General features: G+C 69.6%; 17 protein-coding genes. 12 read left to right on the top strand and 5 right to left on the bottom strand.

From position 1 onward, the window contains the following. The first annotated feature begins 5 nt into the window (after positions 1-5). The 5 genes from ACZ5CW_RS11135 to rocD all read left to right on the top strand — a co-directional run bounded on the left by ACZ5CW_RS11135 (position 6) and on the right by rocD (position 3,909). On the top strand, positions 6-956 hold the full coding sequence (locus ACZ5CW_RS11135; RefSeq protein ID WP_468600025.1) for a cytochrome c oxidase assembly protein: 951 nt from the start codon (positions 6-8) through the stop codon (positions 954-956). A 71-nt stretch (positions 957-1,027) separates the two neighbouring features. Continuing rightward, positions 1,028-1,207, top strand: a complete 180-nt coding sequence (locus ACZ5CW_RS11130) for a hypothetical protein (protein ID WP_468600024.1) — start codon at positions 1,028-1,030, stop codon at positions 1,205-1,207. A gap of 36 nt (positions 1,208-1,243) precedes the next feature. Continuing rightward, positions 1,244-1,729 carry an Lrp/AsnC family transcriptional regulator gene (locus tag ACZ5CW_RS11125; protein ID WP_468600023.1) on the top strand — a complete coding sequence of 162 codons (486 nt, stop codon included), beginning with the start codon at positions 1,244-1,246 and terminating at the stop codon, positions 1,727-1,729. Positions 1,730-1,882: 153 nt separating this feature from the next. Continuing rightward, on the top strand, positions 1,883-2,692 hold the full coding sequence (gene ddaH, locus ACZ5CW_RS11120) for a dimethylargininase (RefSeq protein WP_468600022.1): 810 nt from the start codon (positions 1,883-1,885) through the stop codon (positions 2,690-2,692). Next, positions 2,692-3,909, top strand: coding sequence for an ornithine--oxo-acid transaminase (rocD, locus tag ACZ5CW_RS11115; RefSeq protein WP_468600021.1), 1,218 nt, complete (start codon positions 2,692-2,694; stop codon positions 3,907-3,909). The genes ddaH and rocD overlap by 1 nt, the downstream gene beginning before the upstream one ends. Before the next feature lie 51 nt (positions 3,910-3,960). On the opposite strand, the gene ACZ5CW_RS11110 is transcribed toward rocD, so the two are convergent. From ACZ5CW_RS11110 to ACZ5CW_RS11095, 4 genes are all read right to left on the bottom strand, one after another. After that, on the bottom strand, positions 3,961-4,587 hold the full coding sequence (locus tag ACZ5CW_RS11110) for a DUF305 domain-containing protein (RefSeq protein ID WP_468600020.1): 627 nt from the start codon (positions 4,585-4,587) through the stop codon (positions 3,961-3,963). 97 nt (positions 4,588-4,684) lie between these two features. Then, positions 4,685-5,098 (bottom strand): DUF6153 family protein, encoded by a 414-nt coding sequence (locus tag ACZ5CW_RS11105; RefSeq protein ID WP_468600019.1) that lies wholly within the window; start codon positions 5,096-5,098, stop codon positions 4,685-4,687. A 280-nt stretch (positions 5,099-5,378) separates the two neighbouring features. Beyond that, positions 5,379-6,611, bottom strand: coding sequence for a hypothetical protein (locus ACZ5CW_RS11100; protein WP_468600018.1), 1,233 nt, complete (start codon positions 6,609-6,611; stop codon positions 5,379-5,381). Between the two features lie 59 nt (positions 6,612-6,670). Then, positions 6,671-8,497, bottom strand: a complete 1,827-nt coding sequence (locus ACZ5CW_RS11095; RefSeq protein WP_468600017.1) for a stealth family protein — start codon at positions 8,495-8,497, stop codon at positions 6,671-6,673. A 316-nt stretch (positions 8,498-8,813) separates the two neighbouring features. On the opposite strand from ACZ5CW_RS11095, the gene ACZ5CW_RS11090 reads away from it, so the two are divergent. The 7 genes from ACZ5CW_RS11090 to ACZ5CW_RS11060 all read left to right on the top strand — a co-directional run bounded on the left by ACZ5CW_RS11090 (position 8,814) and on the right by ACZ5CW_RS11060 (position 18,527). Beyond that, entirely contained in the window at positions 8,814-9,734 is a 921-nt protein-coding gene (locus ACZ5CW_RS11090; RefSeq protein WP_468600016.1) for a hypothetical protein, read from the top strand. Next, complete coding sequence (locus ACZ5CW_RS11085; protein ID WP_468600015.1) at positions 9,731-12,562, top strand: stealth conserved region 3 domain-containing protein; 2,832 nt, start codon at positions 9,731-9,733, stop codon at positions 12,560-12,562. The genes ACZ5CW_RS11090 and ACZ5CW_RS11085 overlap by 4 nt, the downstream gene beginning before the upstream one ends. Then, positions 12,559-13,686 (top strand): acyltransferase family protein, encoded by a 1,128-nt coding sequence (locus ACZ5CW_RS11080; RefSeq protein ID WP_468600014.1) that lies wholly within the window; start codon positions 12,559-12,561, stop codon positions 13,684-13,686. Before ACZ5CW_RS11085 ends, ACZ5CW_RS11080 begins: the two co-directional genes overlap by 4 nt. Before the next feature lie 188 nt (positions 13,687-13,874). After that, entirely contained in the window at positions 13,875-15,830 is a 1,956-nt protein-coding gene (locus tag ACZ5CW_RS11075) for a PLL family lectin (RefSeq protein WP_468600013.1), read from the top strand. 61 nt (positions 15,831-15,891) lie between these two features. Beyond that, the gene (locus ACZ5CW_RS11070) at positions 15,892-16,452 is read left to right on the top strand and encodes a hypothetical protein (protein WP_468600012.1); all 561 of its coding nucleotides are present in this window, start codon (positions 15,892-15,894) and stop codon (positions 16,450-16,452) included. A 247-nt stretch (positions 16,453-16,699) separates the two neighbouring features. Next, on the top strand, positions 16,700-17,425 hold the full coding sequence (locus tag ACZ5CW_RS11065; protein WP_468600011.1) for a lysophospholipid acyltransferase family protein: 726 nt from the start codon (positions 16,700-16,702) through the stop codon (positions 17,423-17,425). 61 nt (positions 17,426-17,486) lie between these two features. Then, the gene (locus ACZ5CW_RS11060; RefSeq protein WP_468600010.1) at positions 17,487-18,527 is read left to right on the top strand and encodes an NAD-dependent epimerase/dehydratase family protein; all 1,041 of its coding nucleotides are present in this window, start codon (positions 17,487-17,489) and stop codon (positions 18,525-18,527) included. A 66-nt stretch (positions 18,528-18,593) separates the two neighbouring features. Here ACZ5CW_RS11060 and ACZ5CW_RS11055 read toward each other — a convergent pair whose 3' ends face one another. Continuing rightward, positions 18,594-20,189, bottom strand: a complete 1,596-nt coding sequence (locus ACZ5CW_RS11055; RefSeq protein ID WP_468600009.1) for an alpha/beta hydrolase — start codon at positions 20,187-20,189, stop codon at positions 18,594-18,596. Positions 20,190-20,277 lie beyond the last annotated feature (88 nt).

Below are 20,277 nucleotides of genomic sequence, written 5' to 3'. Positions count from 1 at the left end.
GGCGGATGGATCACAGCGGGCACGGCATGACCATGGATCTGCCGCCGTTCACGCTGGGGCGGGGGCTCGAGTGGTCCGCCGACCCGTTCTTCCTCGTCGGCTGCCTGGTGGGGCTCGGTCTGTACGGCTGGGGGGTCGTACGGCTGCGGCGGCGCGGGGACGCCTGGCCGGTGAGCCGTACCGTCTCGTACGTCATCGGCGTGCTCACCATCGGGCTGGTGATGTGCACCAGGCTGAACGACTACGGCATGGTCATGTTCAGCGTGCACATGGTGCAGCACATGGTGATCAGCATGCTGTCGCCGATCCTGATCCTGCTCGGCGGCCCGGTCACCCTGGCGCTGCGCGCGCTGCCGACCGCCGGCAAGGGCCGCAAGGGCCCGCGCGAGCTGCTCCTGGCCCTGCTGCACAGCCGGTACATGCGGATCATCACCCACCCGGCGTTCACCATCCCGCTGTTCATCGCGAGCCTGTACGCCCTGTACTTCACCCCGATCTTCGATTTCCTGATGGGGTCGAAGGCCGGGCACCTCGCGATGATGGTGCACTTCCTCGCGGTCGGTGTGGTGTTCTTCTGGCCGATCATCGGCGTGGACCCGGGTCCGCGCCGGCCGGGTCACCTGATGCGGATGCTGGAGCTGTTCGCGGGCATGCCCTTCCACGCGTTCTTCGGCATCGCGCTGATGATGGCGTCGACGCCGATGGTGGAGACGTTCGAGAACCCGCCCGCCTCGCTCGGCATCGAGGCGCTGTCCGACCAGAGCGCGGCCGGCGGCATCGCCTGGGCGTTCAGCGAGATCCCGTCCGTGCTGGTGCTGATCGCTCTGCTGTTCCAGTGGTACGGCTCCGAGCAGCGCCAGGCGAGGCGCAAGGACCGGGCCGCCGACCGGGACGGCGACAAGGAGCTGGAGGCGTACAACGCCTATCTGGCCTCGCTGAGCGCGCGGGAGAGCTGAGTCCGCGGTATGCCGCTCGGGCCGGAACCGAGGCACCATGGTCATGGACGGACCACGAGGAGGGTGTCGCGATGCCCGGTTCCACGAACGGCTCCACGAACGGCTCCACCAAGACGATGGGGGCACTCACGGTCGGCGGGCTCGTCGTCGTGACCGCCTACACGGTCGCCCTCGGCAGCAACGGCTGGCTGTGGTTCGGCTGGGTGGTGCTGGGCCTGCTGACCCTCGCGATGGTCGTCACCCAGTCCTGAGGCCGCCCGGGGGCCGCCGCTGACTACAGTGCCCGCATGAACAGCAGGACGCCCTCGTTCGACGACCTCGACCGCAAGATCATCACCGCGCTGATGGCGAACGCCCGGACCAGCTTCGCCGAGATCGGGGCGGCGATCGGGCTGTCCGCGACAGCGGTCAAGCGCCGGGTGGACCGCCTGCGGGAGACCGGCGTGATCACCGGGTTCACGGCGACCGTGAAGCCCGCCGCGCTCGGCTGGCGCACCGAGGCGTACGTGGAGGTCTACTGCGAGGGCGCGGCCCCGCCCCGGCGCCTGGCGGAGGTGGTCCGCAACCATCCGGAGATCACGGCGGCCATGACGGTGACCGGCGGCGCCGACGCGCTGCTGCATGTGCGGGCGCGGGACGTGGAGCACTTCGAGGAGGTGCTGGAGCGTATTCGCGCCGAGCCGTTCATCCGGAAGACGATCAGCGTGATGGTGCTGTCCCACCTTCTCCCGGAAAGCCCGGAAGCCGGCGCCACCCACGCGGCACCGGAATGACGCCTGTCATGCGCAGCACTCCTGCGTGTTCTCCCATCAATGCGCAGCGATGCTGCGCATCCACGCAGCCATTCTTTCTTGTCGTCCGTCTTCCTCCCTTCTTACCGTGGTGTCACCCCTCAGTGACACACAGGAAACCGGAGGAAACCCTCTGTGTCCGAAAGCCGTGTGCCGCGCCCTCGGCGCTTTCTCGTCTGTGAACCCAGACATTTCGCGGTGCAGTATGCGATCAACCCCTGGATGCATCCCGACCGGCCCGTGGACGTGGATCTCGCCCGGGAGCAGTGGCAGGCGCTGATCCGCGCCTACCGCGCCCACGGTCACACCGTCGAGTCGGTCGAGCCCGTCCCCGGCCTGCCGGACATGGTCTTCTCCGCGAACGCGGCGTTCGTGGTCGGCGGCCGGGTCTTCGGCTCGCTCTTCCACGCCCCGGAGCGGCGCCCGGAGTCGGTGCACTACGACACCTGGTTCAAGGGAGCGGGCTACGACGTGTACCGCCCCGAGGCGGTGTCCGAGGGCGAGGGCGACCTGGTGTGGACGGGCCGGTACGTGCTCGCCGGCACCGGGTTCCGCACCACCCGCGAGGCACACCGGGAGGCGCAGGAGTTCCTCGGCCACCCGGTGATCGGCCTGACCCTGGTGGACCCGTACTTCTACCACCTGGACACGGCGCTGTTCGTGCTGGACGACGACAACGTCTGCTACTACCCGGAGGCGTTCTCGGCGGGCAGCCGGGAGGTGCTGCGGCGGCTGTACCCGGACGCGGTGCTCGCCACCCGCGAGGACGCGATGGCGTTCGGCCTGAACTCCGTCTCCGACGGCCGGAACGTCTTCATCGCCCCCCGCGCCGAGGCCCTCGCCGAACGCCTCGCCGACCACGGCTATGTCCCCGTCCCCGTCGACCTGTCGGAGTTCCACAAGGCCGGCGGTGGCATCAAGTGCTGCACCCAGGAGATCCGCTGATGACCGCACCCGCGCGCACGCGTACGTCCACCGACCTGATCCGTGCCGAGGAGCCCGTTCTCGCCCACAACTACCACCCGCTGCCCGTGGTGGTGGCGCAGGCCGAGGGCACCTGGGTGGAGGACGTCGAGGGCAACCGCTACCTCGACATGCTCGCCGGGTACTCGGCGCTGAACTTCGGCCACCGGCACCCGGCGCTGATCGAGGCCGCGCACCGCCAGCTGGACCTGCTGACGCTCACCTCCCGCGCCTTCCACAACGACCGGCTGGCGGAGTTCGCCGAGCGGCTCGCGGAGCTGACCGGGCTGGACATGGTGCTGCCGATGAACACCGGCGCCGAGGCCGTGGAGAGCGGCATCAAGGTCGCCCGCAAGTGGGCGTACGACGTGAAGGGCGTCCCGGCCGACCGGGCGACGATCGTCGTCGCCGCGGAGAACTTCCACGGCCGGACGACGACCATCGTCAGCTTCTCCACCGACGAGACGGCCCGGACGGGCTTCGGCCCGTTCACGCCCGGCTTCCGGATCGTGCCGTACAACGACCTGGCCGCGCTGGAGGCCGCGGTCGACGACACGACCGCCGCGGTGCTGATCGAGCCCATCCAGGGCGAGGCGGGCGTGGTCATCCCGGACGACGGCTACCTCGCCGGGGTGCGCGAGCTGACCCGGCGCAAGGGCTGCCTGTTCATCGCCGACGAGATCCAGTCGGGCCTCGGCCGCACCGGCCGTACCCTCGCCGTCGAGCACGAGGACGTCGTCCCGGACGTGCTGCTCCTCGGCAAGGCACTCGGCGGCGGCATCGTGCCGGTGTCGGCGGTGGTGGCCCGGCGTGAGGTGCTGGGCGTGCTGCGCCCGGGCGAGCACGGCTCGACGTTCGGCGGCAACCCGCTCGCCGCCGCGGTGGGCACGGCCGTGGTCGGGCTGCTGGAGACCGGTGAGTTCCAGCGCCGGGCCGCCGAGCTGGGCGTGGTCCTGCGGGACGGGCTGACCGAGCTGGTCGGCAAGGGCGTCCTCGGCTTCCGCTCCCGTGGGCTGTGGGCGGGCGTCGACGTCGACCCGGCGATCGGCACCGGTCGCGAGGTCAGCGAGCGCCTCATGCGGGAGGGCGTCCTGGTCAAGGACACCCATGGCTCCACGATCCGGCTGGCGCCCCCGCTGACCATCACGGCGCAGGAGCTGCGTTCCGCGCTGGCCGCGCTGGAGAAGGTGCTGGTCTGAGGGTCCGCGGGCGGGGGCCGGTGCCGTGGGCGCCGGCCCCCGCGCACGTCGTCAGCTCGTGCCGAGGAGCTGCTTCATCTCCTTGATCTCGGCGTTCTGCGCGGTGACGATGGCGCCCGCCATGCGCCGGGCGGGCGCGTACGCGCCCTTGTCGCGCTCGGTGCCGGCCATCTCGACGGCGCCCTGGTGGTGTTCGACCATCAGGCGCAGGAACTTCGTGTCGAATGCCTTGCCGGTGGCCTTCTCCAGGGCCGCCATGTCACCGTCGCTCATCATCCCGGACATGCCGGCGTGGCCCGAGTGGTCCATGCCGGCCATGGGGACCTGCTCGCCCCAGGCCCTGAGCCAGCCGGTCATGGTGCGGATCTCGGGGTCCTGTGCCTTCTCGATGCGGGCGGCGAGATCCTTCACCCGGGCCGAGGAGGCCCGGTCGGCGGCGAGCCGCGCCATCTCCAGGGCCTGCTGGTGGTGCGGGATCATGCCCTGCGCGAAGGTGACGTCCTGGGCGTTGTGAGCGGTGGCCGTGGCGGGGGCGGACGCGCTCGGGGCCGTGGTGCCGTGGCTGCCGTGGCTGCCGTGGCCGGGCTTGTCGCCGCCGCAGGCGGACAGGACGAGGAGGGCGGCGGTCGCGGCGGCCGCGACGAGGGCGGCACGGCGTGTCGGGGTACGGCTGGTCATGTGGGAACTCCTGCTGGTCTCTGACGGATTTCGGGCACGCGTGGTCACGGCCGCGGACGCCCCGCCGGGAGGGGGGCCGTCCGGGCCGTGGCGGCCTCTAGATCCGCAGGAGTTGGAGTTCGGCCAGGGAGGGCGGGGCGCGCGCGCCTTCCGGTGCCGTGGCCGTACGGGAACGTGCGAGGTGCGCCGGCACGGGGGCGGCGACGGGGTCCGGGAGCAGGGCGGGCGGCTGCGGGCCACCGTTCACCGCGCCGGACGCACAGGTGGGGTCGGCGTGGTGCGCGCGGTGGCCGCCGCAGTGACCGTCGCCGCCGGGACAGTCGTCGTGCGCGTCGACGGCGATGGCGACGGCGACGGTCGCGTGCGCGGAGCGGGTGTGCTCCGGGTGTCCCGTACCCCCGCCGGGTGCCAGGGCGTGCATGCCCAGCAGCCCGGCCAGCACCGTCAGCACGAGCAACGCGCGATGCCGCCGGCGGGGCGGGCGCGGGTCGTGGGGTCGGGTGCTGTGCATCGGGGCCATCGTACGGGGCGGGTGTCGCCGACGTTCGGCGGCTCACCGTTCGGGCACACCCGGCCGGCGCAGCGGTCGTGGGCGCGAGCCGGGCGCGGCACGAGGCAGGCGCGAGGCGGTTACGGCTCCGTCCCCGCCAGGTGGTCCCCTCGGCCGTCGGCGCCCCCCGTCACCTTCGATGACAGCGGCCGGGCCTCGGGGCTCGAGGTCTTCGCCGTCGCCTCGTGCCGGCCGTCCCGGGGAGCTGAGGCCATGGGGCGGCGACGGCTCTGCCGCCCCGTCAGCTCTTCCACGGGCGCACCGAAGAGCCGGCCGAGCGCGGGAGGGACGGCGGGGCCCCCGGTGGCTCGGACCGGTACCCGCGCCTGTTGCGGGGCGTGCGCTGGGGCCAGAACAGGACGTACAGCACGGAACCGACCGCGAAGGCCAGCCGGATCAGACCCTGGGCGGAGTCGGAGGGGACCAGCAGGGCGCTGCCGTAGAGGGAGACCAGCGCTGTCCAGCTCACCCAGGGCACCAGGCGCCGCTGGCCGATGCAGTCCCAGATGAGGGTGCCCAGCAGCACTGACGCGTTGTAGTACGTGTACACGCTCGGGTCCAGCATGATCCGTGCGTCGGCGGCCAGCAGCACCACGGCGGCCCAGCGGTTCCTGCGGACCGCGAGCGCGCCCAGGGCGATGCCGAGGCTCATCTGCGCGGGACGGTCCCACCAGGGCGTGGCCGGGGCGTCGACGCCGAACCAGCGCAGGGCCGAGGCCGGGTGGTTCGGGATGGTGAACCGGGCGGCGTGGAAGGTCGCCAGGTGGGTGAGGTAGAAGGGAAGCCAGGCGACGGCCACCAGGCCGACCGTCCAGGCGGCGGCGCGCAGCCGCACCGGGCGGGGCAGCACGGCCAGCAGCGTCAGGAAGCCGACCGCCCACGGTTTGGAGTCCACGGCCAGCGCCAGCAGCACGCCCACGGCGGTGGCGTTGCCGCGCACCAGCGCACGTAAGGCCAGGGTGGTGAAGAACAGCGCCAGTACGTCGTCCAGGTGCGCGAACCGCACCGAGACCTCCACCCACATGGGCATGAACGCGGCCCCGGCGATCAGCACGCGCTGCTGCAGACGCCTGTGGTTCACACCGGTGCCGAGGTTGTACTCGGCCGCGGTACGGCCTATGAGGACCAGCATGTACAGGCCCAGGACGCACATGACCGCCTCGGCGAGGTTCTCGCCCAGGGCCGCCGGGAACGGCTCGAACAACGCCGCGACCCCGAAACTGACCGGCCCGATCTGCAGTTCCGGATGGTCGGCGTACAGTGCCAGGCCCCCACCGGGCACTTGGCTGAACAGCAGTTCCTCACCGGTTCTCAGATAATGCCAGGAGACGGCCTCGTGCCGTTCGGTCACGAGGAACCAGGCGGCCGTCCACACGGTCAGCAGGGTCGTGTGCCACCGCACGGGGTAACGGCCGATGCGGCCGAGCCGCACGCCTTCCCCGGGCGAGGCCGACGCCCTCTCGCCGTTACGCACAGTCGGTCCTTCCGCGAACACCGAAGCACATGCCTCGGCAAGCACTGTGGGCGTCCAGGTCAGGACTGCTTCTCGAACCGGCTGGGCACGGGGAAGTAGGCGTCGAGGAAGGATCCCAGGAGACGGTTGCACCGGTCGAAGTCCGCTTCCGTCGAGCAGGTGTCGTTGAGGCAGAACACCTTCTTGTCGCGGTTCAGCAGCAACTGATCCAGTCGATTGGCCGAGTTCGGCAACGACACGTCGATGTAGGCGTAGGAGAGTTCCGAGGGCAGAGCCCGCTGCGTGTGGAACGCGTAGTAGTGGTACAGAGACGACGGCACGGCCAGGTCGTCCGGACCCCGGAAGCGGGTGCTGGCCGTCAGCTGGTGCTGTTCGGGGAAGTCCTTCTCGATCTCATCGAGAATGGTGCGCCGCAATGGGTGTGGGACGTGGCGCATCTTCTGCACCAGCAACGTGCCGAAGCGCTTCTGAACGAGGGCCCTGTTGTTCTTGCCCGCGAGGGAGACCGGTGCGTCCTGACTGAGGCGGGGGCCGAGCGGAACCAGAGCGGGCGAGGGGAAGAACTTGCTCAGGCCGTTGGCCAGGAAGAAGTCTTCGGGAAGGACCTCGTTCCCGAGGAAGACGTCGTCGTTGAAGTAGAGGAATTGCTCGGACAGGCCGTCGATGTGGTGGAGCTGGCTTTCGATGGCATGCGAGTTGAACGTGGGGAGGTATTCGCGCCTGCTGAATATGTCGCGGTGACTGACCACGGTGACGCCGGGCTGGGCGGTGTCCAGCCAGGGGGGCGTCTGGTCGTCGGTGACGATGTAGATGTTGCGGATCCACGGGGCGTGCATGCACAGCGAACGGAGCGAGTAACGCAGTTCGTCGTGGTCGGCATACCGGCCCGCGTTGGCCGCCTCTTCATGATGTCCCTCGCTCGACACCGCCGATCGACGGCGCAGCCACGCCGGATCACTGCCATCGACCCAGGTGTACACGGCATCCACGGGAAAGGCGACGTCTCCCGGGAGCCGGGCCGTGAAGGCCTTGTGCGTGCGCACCGTCGCGGCGGAGGGATCGCCCAGGCCGGCCGAGGCCGTGAAATCGGAAAGGGGGGTCCGCACCACGGGCTCGTCAAGGGGTACGGATTCGGTGACGGCGTTGCGTCGCGGTGCCCGGAGCATGCCGTCTTCCGGGTCCCAGAACTCGACCTCGCACGCATGCTCGGGCCCCAGCACCAGCCGCTCCCCGGGCTCGCTGTGGAACCAGAACAGGCTCAGCGCCGAGGCTTTCGAGGCCGCCCGCCATCCGCGTGCCCGGTAGGCGGGAAAGATTCGATCGCCGCGGGCTTCCGCGCACACCAGATATCCCGGAACCTCATCGCACAGCTTCCGCAGTGAGTTCACCGCCTGGCGCCGCTCACCGACAGGCACCGCGACGACGGTGGAGTGCCGCTCCAGACCTCGAACGCAGAAGTAGCCGATGCCCGATTGCTCGAGTGCGGCTGTCACTCTGGAAAGGTTGCCCGCCCGGGCCACATGCGGCGCGAGGTTCTGCTCCCTGAATGCGATGCGCGCACGGCCGTGTGCCCATGTCACGACGGCACCGGAGGCCTCAATCCGTGAACGGCACAGCAGCGCCAGCACCGACCGCCTCAAGAGGCGCACCGCCGCCGTGAGGGACGCACCGCTCACCACAGCCTTGAGTTTTCTTCGTGACTCGGCAGAGAAACGGCTCGCGACGGCCCGCCGCAGCCGGTGAGGCATTAAGGCTCGGTAGGCCCTGACAAGGGCGGCTCCTTCGGCGTTGACCGAGCGGCCTTTGGCGGAAGGGGAGTCGACCGGGGTGTTTCGAGGTAGCGTCCGCGCCTGCGCCACTTCTTGTTCAGCGGTGGTGGGGTCCATGGTGTGCCTTCCCTTTCCCGGGCCATTCCAGGTGTGCCGGGATCACAGCGCCGGCAGTGCAGAGACCTTTGCTGGGTGAAGAGGCCATGAAGAATGGGCGGGTTCACTGTCGCGGCAGTAACAGGGATCACAAGCCCGATGGGGAACGAACGGTGACGTGGAGCGGTCCTGTTGGCCAACAAGTGTGTGCCCACTCCCACGCTGCACCCTCAAGCGCGACCAGAGGTGACCGAGTGCCATGAACCAAGCCTTGTTGTCCCGCGCCGTGTCCGTTGCGGCGCGCGCCCGCCGCACAGTGAGACGGACCCGTCGCAGCGTGGAACAGATCCGAACTGTTCCCGCCTTCGGTGGTCCGGGACGTGGCCGACCGGCGCTCCGCCCGATTCACCTCTCGGTTCTCGGTGGGGGGACGCTCAACGTGGCCGTGCCTCGTCCCGCTGGTGAAGACGAACCCGAAGCAGCGTTACTGCAGGTGCGACAGCGCGGCGAGTCACTCAGCGTTCCCCTGGACCTGGAGTGCCGGTGGGACGGCTCCACTCTGCTGACGACGACCACCGCGCTGTGTCATCCGCGCCACGACGATCCGCAGCAGCCTGGTCTCCGCGTCGGGGACGGGCTGTGGCAGCTGACCGTCGTCGTCACATACCGCTCCGGTGCCACGGATCGGTTCGCTGTCACGGCCCCGCCCGCACCCGCTGCGGACGGTCCCACGCTCCTGTCCTGCCCGAGTGCCGGTTCCGGCACGGTGTTTCGAGTCGTGCGCTCCATCGACGGTCGCGCGATGCTCAAGGTCGTCGGACCCCGCCGGCAAGCCGAACTGACCGGCTTCAGCGCACGGTGGGACCGCATCACCGTCCACGGCCGTTTGATCGCGGCCGGTCTCCCACCGTCGCAGTTCACCGCCGAAGCGGTATCGCGCGCAGGGGGCACCGTCGTTCCCGTCCACCCCGAGTGGCAGGGCGACCGGTTCACCTTCGACGTACCGCTGTCCGCCATGCCCGGGGGAAGCAGGACAACGCATGTGTGGGACCTGCGTCTGCGGTGCGGCCGCACGAAGATCAGGATCGGCCGCCGACTGACCGACGTGAGGTATCCCGGCAAAGTCTTCCGAACCCCGTTCCGCACCGTCGCACTGCCCACCGGCACGCTGCTGCGGGTACACGCCCACGTCTCCGCAGCCGGATGGGCCGCGGTGAGTTGCACAGTCGTTCCCACACTCGAGGACAGCACCCGATGAAGATCACCTTTCTGCTCACCTGGGCCGACGGGATGGGCGGAACGGAGATGGCCGTCTACACCCAGGCCGCGCACCTCGCCCGGAGTCATGACGTGGAAGTGCTCAGCGTCTTCAAGACCAGCGAGGAGCCCTTCTTCGAGGCCGGCCGCGGGGTGCCCCGGCGCTATCTCGTCGACCGCACCGGACACGTCGGCCGGCCGGTGCGCACCAGCACGCTCGACGAGCGGACGTGCCGCTATCTCACCTCGCTCCCCAGCGAGATCATCAAGCCGGACTGGGAGCCCACGTTCGACCGGCTCTCGGACATCGAGATGACGGCAGCACTCTCCACCGTCGACACCGACATCCTGATCACCACGACTCCGGCTCTCATGGTTGCCGCAGCGGAGCTGGTGCCTTGGGACGTCATCACCGTCCATCAGGAACATCGCGCCTCTCAGCTGCGCGGAGTCACCGGCGATCCCCTGCTGGTGTATGCGCCTGCCGTCGACGCGCTGGTCTCCCTCACCGAACGCACCAGCGAGTGGTTCGCCGACTCCCTCGGTGCGACCGCACCGGTCCTGGCTGCCATACCCAATGCCGTTCCGGACGGCTTCCGGCCCCGTTCGGACCTCACGCACAAGACGATCGTCCTGGCTGCCCGTATGACACCCGAGAAGCAGCTCGACCACGCGATCGAGGCCTTCGGGTCCCTTACGGACGAGCACCCGGAATGGACCATGCGTATCTTCGGGGACGGCCCGCAGGAGGTTCGTCTGCGCCGGATGATCGACGGCCTGAACCTGCACGACCGCGTCCAACTTCTCGGCCATTCCGGCCAGATGGCAAGCGAATGGGCCAAGGCGGGCATGGCCGTGCTGCCCTCCCGCAACGAGGCGTTCCCGCTCGTCCTGCTGGAGATGATGGCTGCCGGACTGCCCGTCGTCGCCTACGACGTCGTCACCGGACCGGCAGAGATCATCCGCCACGGAGTCGACGGCCTGCTCGTCCCCGCGGCGGACAAGGAGGCCCTGGCCCGTGCGATGGCCACGCTGATGGCCGACGACACGCTGCGCCGCTCGTACGGTGCGGCCGGCCGTGCCGGTGTTCAGGAGAGGTTCTCGGCGCAGCGCATCACTGCCGAGTGGGAGGAACTCTTCACCCGCCTGAGAGCGCGCCGGGCCACGGCCTCCCGTACCGCCGACCGCGCGGACCGCATGGCCCGCCGGGTCGCCGCCGGCGGAAGCCGCCACTTCAACATCGCCGCCCCCGTCAGCACACTCGCGGCCTCCGCCGACGAACAGAAGGCCCGGGAGGTCATGCTCCAGGCCCAGGACCGCACGGGGAAACTCGTCAGGACCGCCGGCCGTCTTGCCGAGGTCCGAGACGACATCTCCGCAGCACGCATGGCCGAGTGGAACCTCGAAATCGTGGCCGAGGCGTTCACCGCGCACCGCGTCCCCTACCTCATGCTGCGCGACGGATCTCCGACCCATCGTCTCGCTGTCGCGGTCGAACACCGCGAGAAGGTCCTCGACGCCCTGGCCACCGAACTCCGTGCCGAACCCGTCTACGCCGAGCTGATCACTCCCAAGGGCGTGGCCCCCGGCGCCGTGCTGGCCGAACGGCTCCGCACGGTCGGGGAAGTCATGGGCCTGCGTGTCTTCAAACCGGTGACCACCGAGAGCCGCACGCTGCGCTACGGTCCCGCGTACGGCTGCCAGGTCGAGTTCTGGGCCGAGAACGAGGAGGACGACGAACTCCCCGGCTGGCGCAGGGCTCCTCGCGGATCCACCCTGGTCGGACCCTGCCTGCCCGATCTGAACCCCACTGCGCAGCTGCGTGTCGGCGAGCGCGACCATCCCACCGCGGCGGTGTTCACCGACCACCTCATGGGGGACATCGACTTCCCCATCGATGCCGTCTACACATGGGTCGACGACACAGACCCCGAGTGGCGCGCACAGCGAGACGCGGCGAGGAAGTCCGCAGGTATCGTCGACGAGGAAGCGGACAGCGGTGATGTCCGCTTCCGCAACCGGGACGAACTCCGCTACTCACTGCGGTCGTTGGCCATGTACGCGCCGTGGATCCGCAACATCTACATCGTCACCGACGACCAGACCCCGCACTGGCTGGACACGTCCCAGCCCGGCGTCACAGTCGTCGGCCACCGTGAGATCTTCACGAAGGCGGACTGGCTGCCGACGTTCAACTCGCACGCCATCGAGACCCAGCTGCACCACATCGAGGGCCTGTCGGAGCACTTCCTCTACTTCAACGACGACGTCTTCCTGGGCCGGCCCCTCACTCCCCAGGCATTCTTCACCAGCAACGGTCACACCCGCTTGTTCTGGTCACCCACAGCCGTACCTCCCGTGCCGCTGTCCCCGCAGGACGAGGGCTACTTCGCCGCGGCCAAGAACAACCGGGCCTTGCTGCAGCGGGACTTCCGGCGCACCGCGACCCAGGGCTTCCTGCACACGCCGCACCCGCTCAGGCGCAGCGTGCTCACCGAGATCGAGGAGAGGTATCCGGAGGAGTTCGCCACCACCGCCTCCAGCGCCTTCCGGGCCAGGACAGATCTGTCCGTCCCCTCCTCGCTCCACCACCATTACAGCTACCTGACCGGGCGTTCGCAGCCTTCCACCCTCTCCTGTTCGTTCGTCAACGCCGGCCGGTACGACCACCACACCCGGCTGAGCCGTCTGCTCGCCACCCGCAGCCACAGCGTGTTCTGCATCGGTGAATCTCCGAACGCGGAAGTACCCGTCGACGAACAGGACCGGGTCCTGCGGGCCTTCCTCAACGCCTACTTCCCCGTACCGTCACGGTTCGAGCGGAAGTGAGCGCGTACGTGTACAAAGCCATGCCTGATCGGGACAGCCACGTGCGCAGTTCACCACGGCAGGAGAACAGGGACTCCCCACCGGGCGGTGACCGCCCCCAGCGGATACGTCTGCTGGACGCACTCCGGCTCATCGCCGCGGTCGCCGTGATGTCCTATCACTACCTGGCCCGGGACAGCGGCGGACACACAGACCTGAAGGCACAATTCCCTTCGGCCTTCCCGGTGGCCGCGTACGGCTGGATGGGAGTTCAGCTCTTCTTTCTGATCAGTGGATTTGTCATCTGCATGAGCTGCTGGGGCAAGTCACTGCGGGAATTCTTCGTCTCGCGCGTGGTGCGGCTCTACCCGGCCTACTGGTTCGCGGTCGTCGCCACCACGGTGACGGTCGCGGTAATACCCGGCGGCGCACACCCCCTGCCGTGGAACGATGTTCTGACCAACCTGACGATGCTGCAAGAGCCCCTCGGTGTCGAACACGTCGACGGCGCCTACTGGACGCTCTTCGTGGAGCTGAGGTTCTATCTGCTGTTCGCGATCGTCGCCTGGCGGGGACTGACCTACCGCCGTGTGCTGCTCTTCTGCTGCATCTGGGCCGTGGCCAGTGCGAGCTACGCGCGGGCCCCGGTGAACGACCCGTTGCGGCTGCTGATCATGCCGGACAGCAGCTGGTACTTCATCGCCGGCATCGCGTTCTATCTCATGCACCGCTTTCGCCCCAACCTGATGCTGTCCGGCGTGGTTCTGCTGTGCTTCGGCTCGTCGCTCCCCTTCGTGCTCAACACCTGGAAGAACACTGGCACCTACATCGGGCACAGGGTCCCGTCATGGCCGGTGATCGTCATCCTTGCCGCGAGTTTCGGGATCATGGCGCTCGTGGCCACCACGAAACTCTCCTGGATATCGTGGCGATGGCTGACCGGCGCAGGCGCCCTCACCTATCCGGTGTATCTGCTTCATCAGACCATCGGCCGGGAGCTGTTCAGCCTCCGATCTCCCCGTGCGCCGTCCGGAGCGTTGGTCCTGCTGGTGGCCGCAGCCATGCTGATTCTTGCCTGGCTGGTGCACCGCTACGTCGAACGCCCTCTCGGACGCCGCCTGAAACGAGGCCTCGCTCAGCTCTGATCGCGCTGTCCACGCAATGTCCTCCCCGGTTCGGTGCGCACCGGCCTCCGTCTCAGTTCAAGAAAGTTCTCCACACCATGCGTCTGCTCAATCGCCTCTCCGCCGTCGGGCTACCGGGCCGGCACGATCCCACGGCGCCGGCGCCCCACGTACAGATATGTGCCCACACGGACGACGATCTGTATTTCATGACGCCGGATCTGTGGCAATCCGTGGACTCCGGAGTACCCCAGGTCAACGTCTACCTGACGACGGGCGAAGCCGACGGGATCAATCTCCCCATGGACGATGCGGCCCGCAAGACCGCCACGCCTGATCCGCATGCCTATACCGCCGCCCGCCAGCACGGAATCCGTGCCGCCTACGCATCCATGGTCACCGGCAGCCGCCGGGCCCCGTGGCAGCGCACCGTCGTGAAGATCCATGGAGTCACGGCGGAGATCGACAGCCTGGACGACGGCCGCATCACCCTGGTCTTCCTCAACCTGCGCACCGGCCAGGGCGCGCAGGGGACGAACCTTCTCGGGCTGTGGCAGCAGACCGGCAAGACACTCGCGACACTGCGCCCCGCGTCCAGCCCCATCCCGTCCCGATGCGACGGGCAGCTGCTCACCCGAGATGCCGTCATCGGCACACTCCACGACATCCTGCAGCGGTATGCCCCAGCCGTCGTTCGCGTCATGGATCCCGATCCGCAATGGACCGTGATCGACAGGAAGACAGGCGGCGTCACCTACTGCGACAACTCCGACCACACAGCCGCAGCCCTCTTCGCCATGGCAGCACTCGAGAAGTACGAGCGAACCGGCCGACAGCGACCCGCGGCCGTCGAGAGTTACGTGGGGTACTGCAACAAGCTGCGCCCCCGCAACCTCAGCCCCCAGCAGGCCGCCCGCAAGTTCTCCTACCTTGCGGTCTACGGCGGCGAGGACGGTCATGCATGCGAGCAACCCCCCGGCCTGTGCGGTGACAAGCCACTCGGCAACCGCGCATACAATCGCTTCTACGGACAGAGCACGAACTACCGCTGGCAGACCAGTACCAACTGGCTCCAGCGGCTGGCTGACGGACGACTCGCCGCCTTCGCCGTGCTCGGCGGCCGTCCGGTCATGTGGACCCAGGACGAGCCCGGCGGCGACAGGTGGTCGGGGCCCGCACCACTCGGCCGGTCGCCGGGCGGCGGGCGCTTCACTGCTCGCCTCGACGCGACACGCGACGCCGCCGGCCGCGTTCACCTCACCGGGATGAGAGCCGCGGTGGGCCCCGCCCGCGAACAGCAGCAGCGCAATCTCATGCACCTCACCCAGGACCCCGTGACAGGCGAGTTCGGAGCCTGGACCGACCTCCACAGCCCCTACAACTCGTCGGCGGAGCATGAAGCCCGCCGTCGAGCCCTGGGCATGCCGGTGATCGTTTCCTCCGGCGACAGCGTGCAGGTCGTGGTCCGCAACTTCGGTGGCGGTCTCAGCTCCCGAAGCCTGACCGGGAAGGGATGGGAGCCGTGGAGGGACCTCAAGGGCAGTGTTCTGGAAGGCCTCGCCGCCGTCGCCACAAGCAACGGCACCGTCGAGATCTATGCCGCCAGCAGCACAAGCGGCATGGGCGTCCTGCGCTGGTGCCAGACCACCCCTGACGGTGACTTCGCGCGCGATTACGGCACCCAACTCGCCCAGCCCGCCGCCCCCGTGACGCTCATCGAGCAGCCGGACGGCCGCCTGCTGATGTACTCCCGGCAGCCCGGGACGGGTTGGATCCTCGCCCACCGTCAGCACCATCCGAACGGCACGTGGAACACGCAGCCCGACATCGCTGCCACCACTCCCGGCTTCGGCCCCCTCGCCCACGCCGTACTGGCCACCGGGGAAGCCGCCTTGATTCAACGCAGCGACGAGCACGGACTCAGTCTCTGCATCCAGCCCCTCGACGGCAGCCCCGTACGGACGCAGTGGACCCCGCTCGGCAGCGGCCCCTTCGTCCACACCCCCGCCGCCGCCCTGGACGCCATGGACCGGCTGGTCATCGCCTGCATCGACGCCCAGGCCTGCCTCAACACCCTCACTGTCGACCTGGCCAGCGACCCAGCCCTCACCACCCTCCCCTCGTGGACGGCCCATCACATCCCGGGTTGCCGGCTCACCGTCTGACCCTCGCGCCCTGTGACCGAGCCGGGGCGCGGCGGCACCCCCTTCCACCGACTGGAGTCCCATGCGTGCACGCCAGGGCCTCGCCCTCATCGTCGCCGCCACGGCCCTGACCGCCGGCTGCACGTGGCAGAAGAACCGGGAGACGACGAGCGAACCCGGCGCCACGGCCTCCTCGGGCACGGCCACCGCCGCTCCGGCCCCCTCCTGGGAAGGCAAGGCACCCCGGGAAGACGCCGTACGACGCGCCACCCGGGCCCTGAACGCCGTGGAACCCGACGATGCCTCGCCTGTCGACGAGGGGGTGGAAGATCTCGCCCGGGGACTGGACAAGGCCTTCACCCCGAAGGGGAACCGGCCCCACACCTTCGACATCGCCTGCCAGGCACCCACCGGCCTCACGCTGACGCTGACCCTCGCCCGGGGTGACGCGGAAAGCGAGTGGGAGGTGACGTGCGGCGACCGCGAGGCCGACCGGTTCAACATCCCCGCCGGCAGCCGCTTCACCACCCGGATCTCCCCCTCGGGCCGGCACACCCAGGGCATCGTGCTGTGGCGGCTCAACACGGTCGCCCCCGCCGACGTGGAGGGCTGCGAGGACGACATCGAGGGATGCGAGGAGTGAGAGAACCCCGCCCGATGCCCTGACACGGCCGCACGCGTGGCGGACAGCGCACACGACGCTGCCGCGTCGGCCTCGGGGCAACCGCTCCTCTTGACGAGCCATCAGCCCACTCGGCGAGGCGGCAGCATGAGTCCTGCCGAACATGGTTACAGATGACTACAGGTGCACGTGGGTCAAGTACCGCCATCCCCGCGTTGACCTGCGGAAACCTGGTCAGCAGCGGACCTGCCGAAGTGAGGGGCGTGCCGTGTTCTACCACCTGCTCAAGTACGTGCTGCTGGGCCCGCTGCTGAGACTCTTCTTCCGGCCCCGGAGCGAAGGCCTGGAGAACGTCCCGGCGGAGGGTCCCGCGATCGTCGCCGGGAACCACCTGTCCTTCTCGGACCACTTTCTGATGCCGGCGATGCTGAAACGTCGCATCACCTTCCTCGCCAAGGCGGAGTACTTCACCGGCCCCGGCGTCAAGGGACGGCTCACCGCGTTCTTCTTCCGCAGCGCCGGGCAGATCCCGGTGGACCGCTCCGGCAAGGAGGCGGGGCAGGCCGCGATCCGCGAGGGCCTCGGGGTACTGGGCAAGGGCGAGCTGCTCGGCATCTACCCGGAGGGCACCCGTTCGCACGACGGCCGGCTGTACAAGGGCAAGGTGGGCGTCGCCGTGATGGCGCTGAAGGCCGGGGTCCCGGTCGTGCCCTGCGCGATGATCGGCACCTTCGAGGCCCAGCCGCCCGGCAGGGTGCTCCCGCGGATCCATCCGGTCACCATCCGCTTCGGCAAGGCGCTCGACTTCTCCCGCTATGCCGGGATGGAGCACGAGAAGGCGGTCCTGCGGGCCGTCACCGACGAGATCATGTACGCGATCCTGACGCTGTCCGAGCAGGAGTACGTCGACGAGTACGCGGCCGTCGTCAAGGAGCGGCAGGCGGCGGAGAAGGGCGGCAAAGGGCGCAGGTTCCCGCGGACGCCCCTTCATTGACCTCCTCTGCCGTCGGCAGAACACCGTGGCCGGAGCGTTCCGGCGGCCGTACGGTCGCGGCATGAGACGTGCTGTGGTGATCGGGGCGACCGGGCAGATCGGGCGGCCGGCGGTGAACGCGCTGGCGCGGGACGGCTGGGAGGTGACGGCCGCCTCGCACGGCGGAGGCCGGGACGAGACGTGGCCGGCGACGGTGCGGGCGGTACGGCTCGACCGAGAGGACGGGCGGGCCCTGGCGGAGGTGGTCGGCGACGGATGCGACGTGCTGGTCGACATCGTGGCCTACGGCGCCGCACACGCCCGGCAGCTGACCTCCCTCGCCGACCGGGTCGGATCGGCCGTCGTGGTCTCCAGCGTGTCGGTGTACGAGGACGGCAAGGGCCGCGGCTTCGACACCCAGGAAGAGCCGGACGGCTTCCCCGAGTACCCGGTGCCCGTCCCGGAGACCCAGCCGACGGTGGCTCCCGGCGAGGCCACGTACAGCACCCGCAAGGTCGCACTGGAGCGCGAACTCCTCGCGGCGGGCGACCGGTTGCCGGCCACGCTGCTGCGCGCGGGCGCGATCCACGGGCCGTACTGCCGCAGCCCTCGCGAGCTGTACTTCGTCAAGCGGAACCTGGACGGCCGGGGCAGGCGGGTGCTCGCGTACGGCGGCGAGAGCCGTTTCCATCCGGCGAGCGCGCACAACATCGCGGAGATGGTCCGCCTGGCGGCGGCGCGGCCCGGCTCGCGGGTGCTGAACGCCTGCGACGCCGAGGCGCCCACGGTCGCCGGGATCGCCGCGGCGATCGACGCCGTGATGGGCGTGGAGAACGAGACCGTCCTGGTCGAGGGCCCTCCCCCGGTGCCCCGGGTGGGCGACACCCCGTGGTCGACACCGCGCCCGGTCGTCGTCGACATGTCGGCGGCGGAACGCGAACTGGGGTACCGCCCGGTGGTCGGGTACGCCGACTCCCTGGCGGAGACCGTCGCGTGGATCGAGCGCCGGCTCGCCGGGGCGGACTGGCGGGAGGCGTATCCGAAGATGGTCCAGGCCTACGGCGACCTGTTCGACTACGCGGCGGAGGACGCCTGGCTGCGGTCCCGAGCGGGCACGGCGTAGAGGCCCGGGCGTGCGCGAGGGGCGGCCGGAAGGACCGGCCGCCCCTCGTCGTCGTACCGGAAGGGGTTACGGCTGGGGCGTGGCGTGCGGAGCGCAGGTCACGTCCTTGCCGTCCAGCTTGCCGTCGAGCAGGTAGGCGTCGACGCGCTGGTTGATGCAGGAGTTGACCAGGCTGGTGACGCCGTGGGAGCCCGCGTTCTTCTCGGTGATCAGGCGGGAGCCCTTGAAGCGCTGGTGCAGTTCGACGGCGCCCTCGTAGGGGGTGGCCGCGTCCCGGGTGGACTGCACGATCAGCACCTTCGGCAGGCCCTGGTGGGTCCTGACCTCGACCGGGGTCCGCTGCTTGGCCGGCCAGGTGGCGCAGGGCAGGTTCATCCAGGCGTTGGCCCAGGTCATGAACGGGTAGTCCTTGTTGAGCCGGGTGTTGTCCCGGTCCCACTTCCGCCAGCTGGTGGGCCACTTGGCATCGGTGCACTCGACGGCGGTGTAGACCGCGTTGCCGTTCTCCGAGGCGATGTTGCCCGCGGTGTCCGACAGGTCCGGGGCGGCCGCGTCGACGAGCGCCTGCGTGTCACCGGCGAAGTACTTGCCGAAGACCGTAGCGACCGGCACCCATGAGGAGTCGTAGTACGGCGCGCTCTGGAAGAAGGAGATCAGCTCGGCCGGGCCGACGACCCCGCCGATCGGGTTCTTCTTGGCGGTGGCGCGCAGCTGGAGCCACTTGTCCTGGACCGCGGCGCGGGTGGTGCCGAGGTGGAAGGCGGCGTCGTTCGCGGCGACCCAGTCCTCCCAGTCCTTCCAGCGGCCCTCGAAGGCGACGTCCTGGTCCAGGTTGGCCTGGTACCAGATCTTCTCCCGCGAGGGGTTGACCACGCTGTCGACGACCATGCGGCGCAGGTGGCCCGGGAAGAGGGTGCCGTAGACGGCACCCAGGTAGGTGCCGTAGGAGACGCCGAGGTAGTTGAGCTTCCTCTCGCCCAGCGCGGCGCGGATGACGTCGAGGTCGCGTGCGGTGTTCGGCGTGGTCATGTGCGCCAGCATCGCGCCGCTGCGCTTCGCGCATCCCTCGGCGTACTGGCGGGCCAGCTTGCGCTGCGCGGTCTTGTCGGCCTCGGTGTCGGGCACCGGGTCGGCCTTGGGCGCCTTGACGAACTCCTGCGGGTCGACGCAGGAGATGGGTGTCGAGCGTCCGACGCCGCGCGGGTCGAAGCCGACGAAGTCGTAGGCCTTGGCGACGTTGGCCCAGACGGCGTTCTTCGTGGTGACGCGGCGCGGGAAGCGCAGGCCGGAGCCGCCGGGGCCGCCCGGGTTGTAGATGAGCGCGCCCTGGCGCTCCTTCTTGGTGCCGGTGTTGCCGATGCGGTCCACGGCGAGCTTGATCTGCTTGCCGTCGGGGTGGGCGTAGTCGAGCGGCACGGTGACCCAGCCGCACTGGATGGGCTTCTCCAGCCCCCAGTCGGCCGGGCAGTCCTGCCACTTGATGCCCGCCTTGGCCGCCCGGGCGGCGGCTGTCTCGGCGCCCTTGGCCTCCCGGTCCTGGCCGTGCCGGCTGTCGGCGCTGGCCGCCGGGGCCGACATCGCGCCGGCGATCAGAGTGGCGGTGACGAGTGCTCCGGCCGAACCGAGCGCCAGCAGGCGGCTCTTCGGTCTGTTCTCCCTCAAGGGGGCCCCTCCCCGTACCTCGCTGCGAGTGGTCAGGCGGGGATCCTCTCGGCTGTGAGCCACCGGAGAACAGGGGTCGCCCCCCTTC

Source organism: Streptomyces sp. NPDC031379, assembly GCF_055569615.1.
The sequence above is the reverse complement of the archived record's forward strand: the minus strand, read 5'-3'. Positions and strand labels throughout refer to the sequence as shown.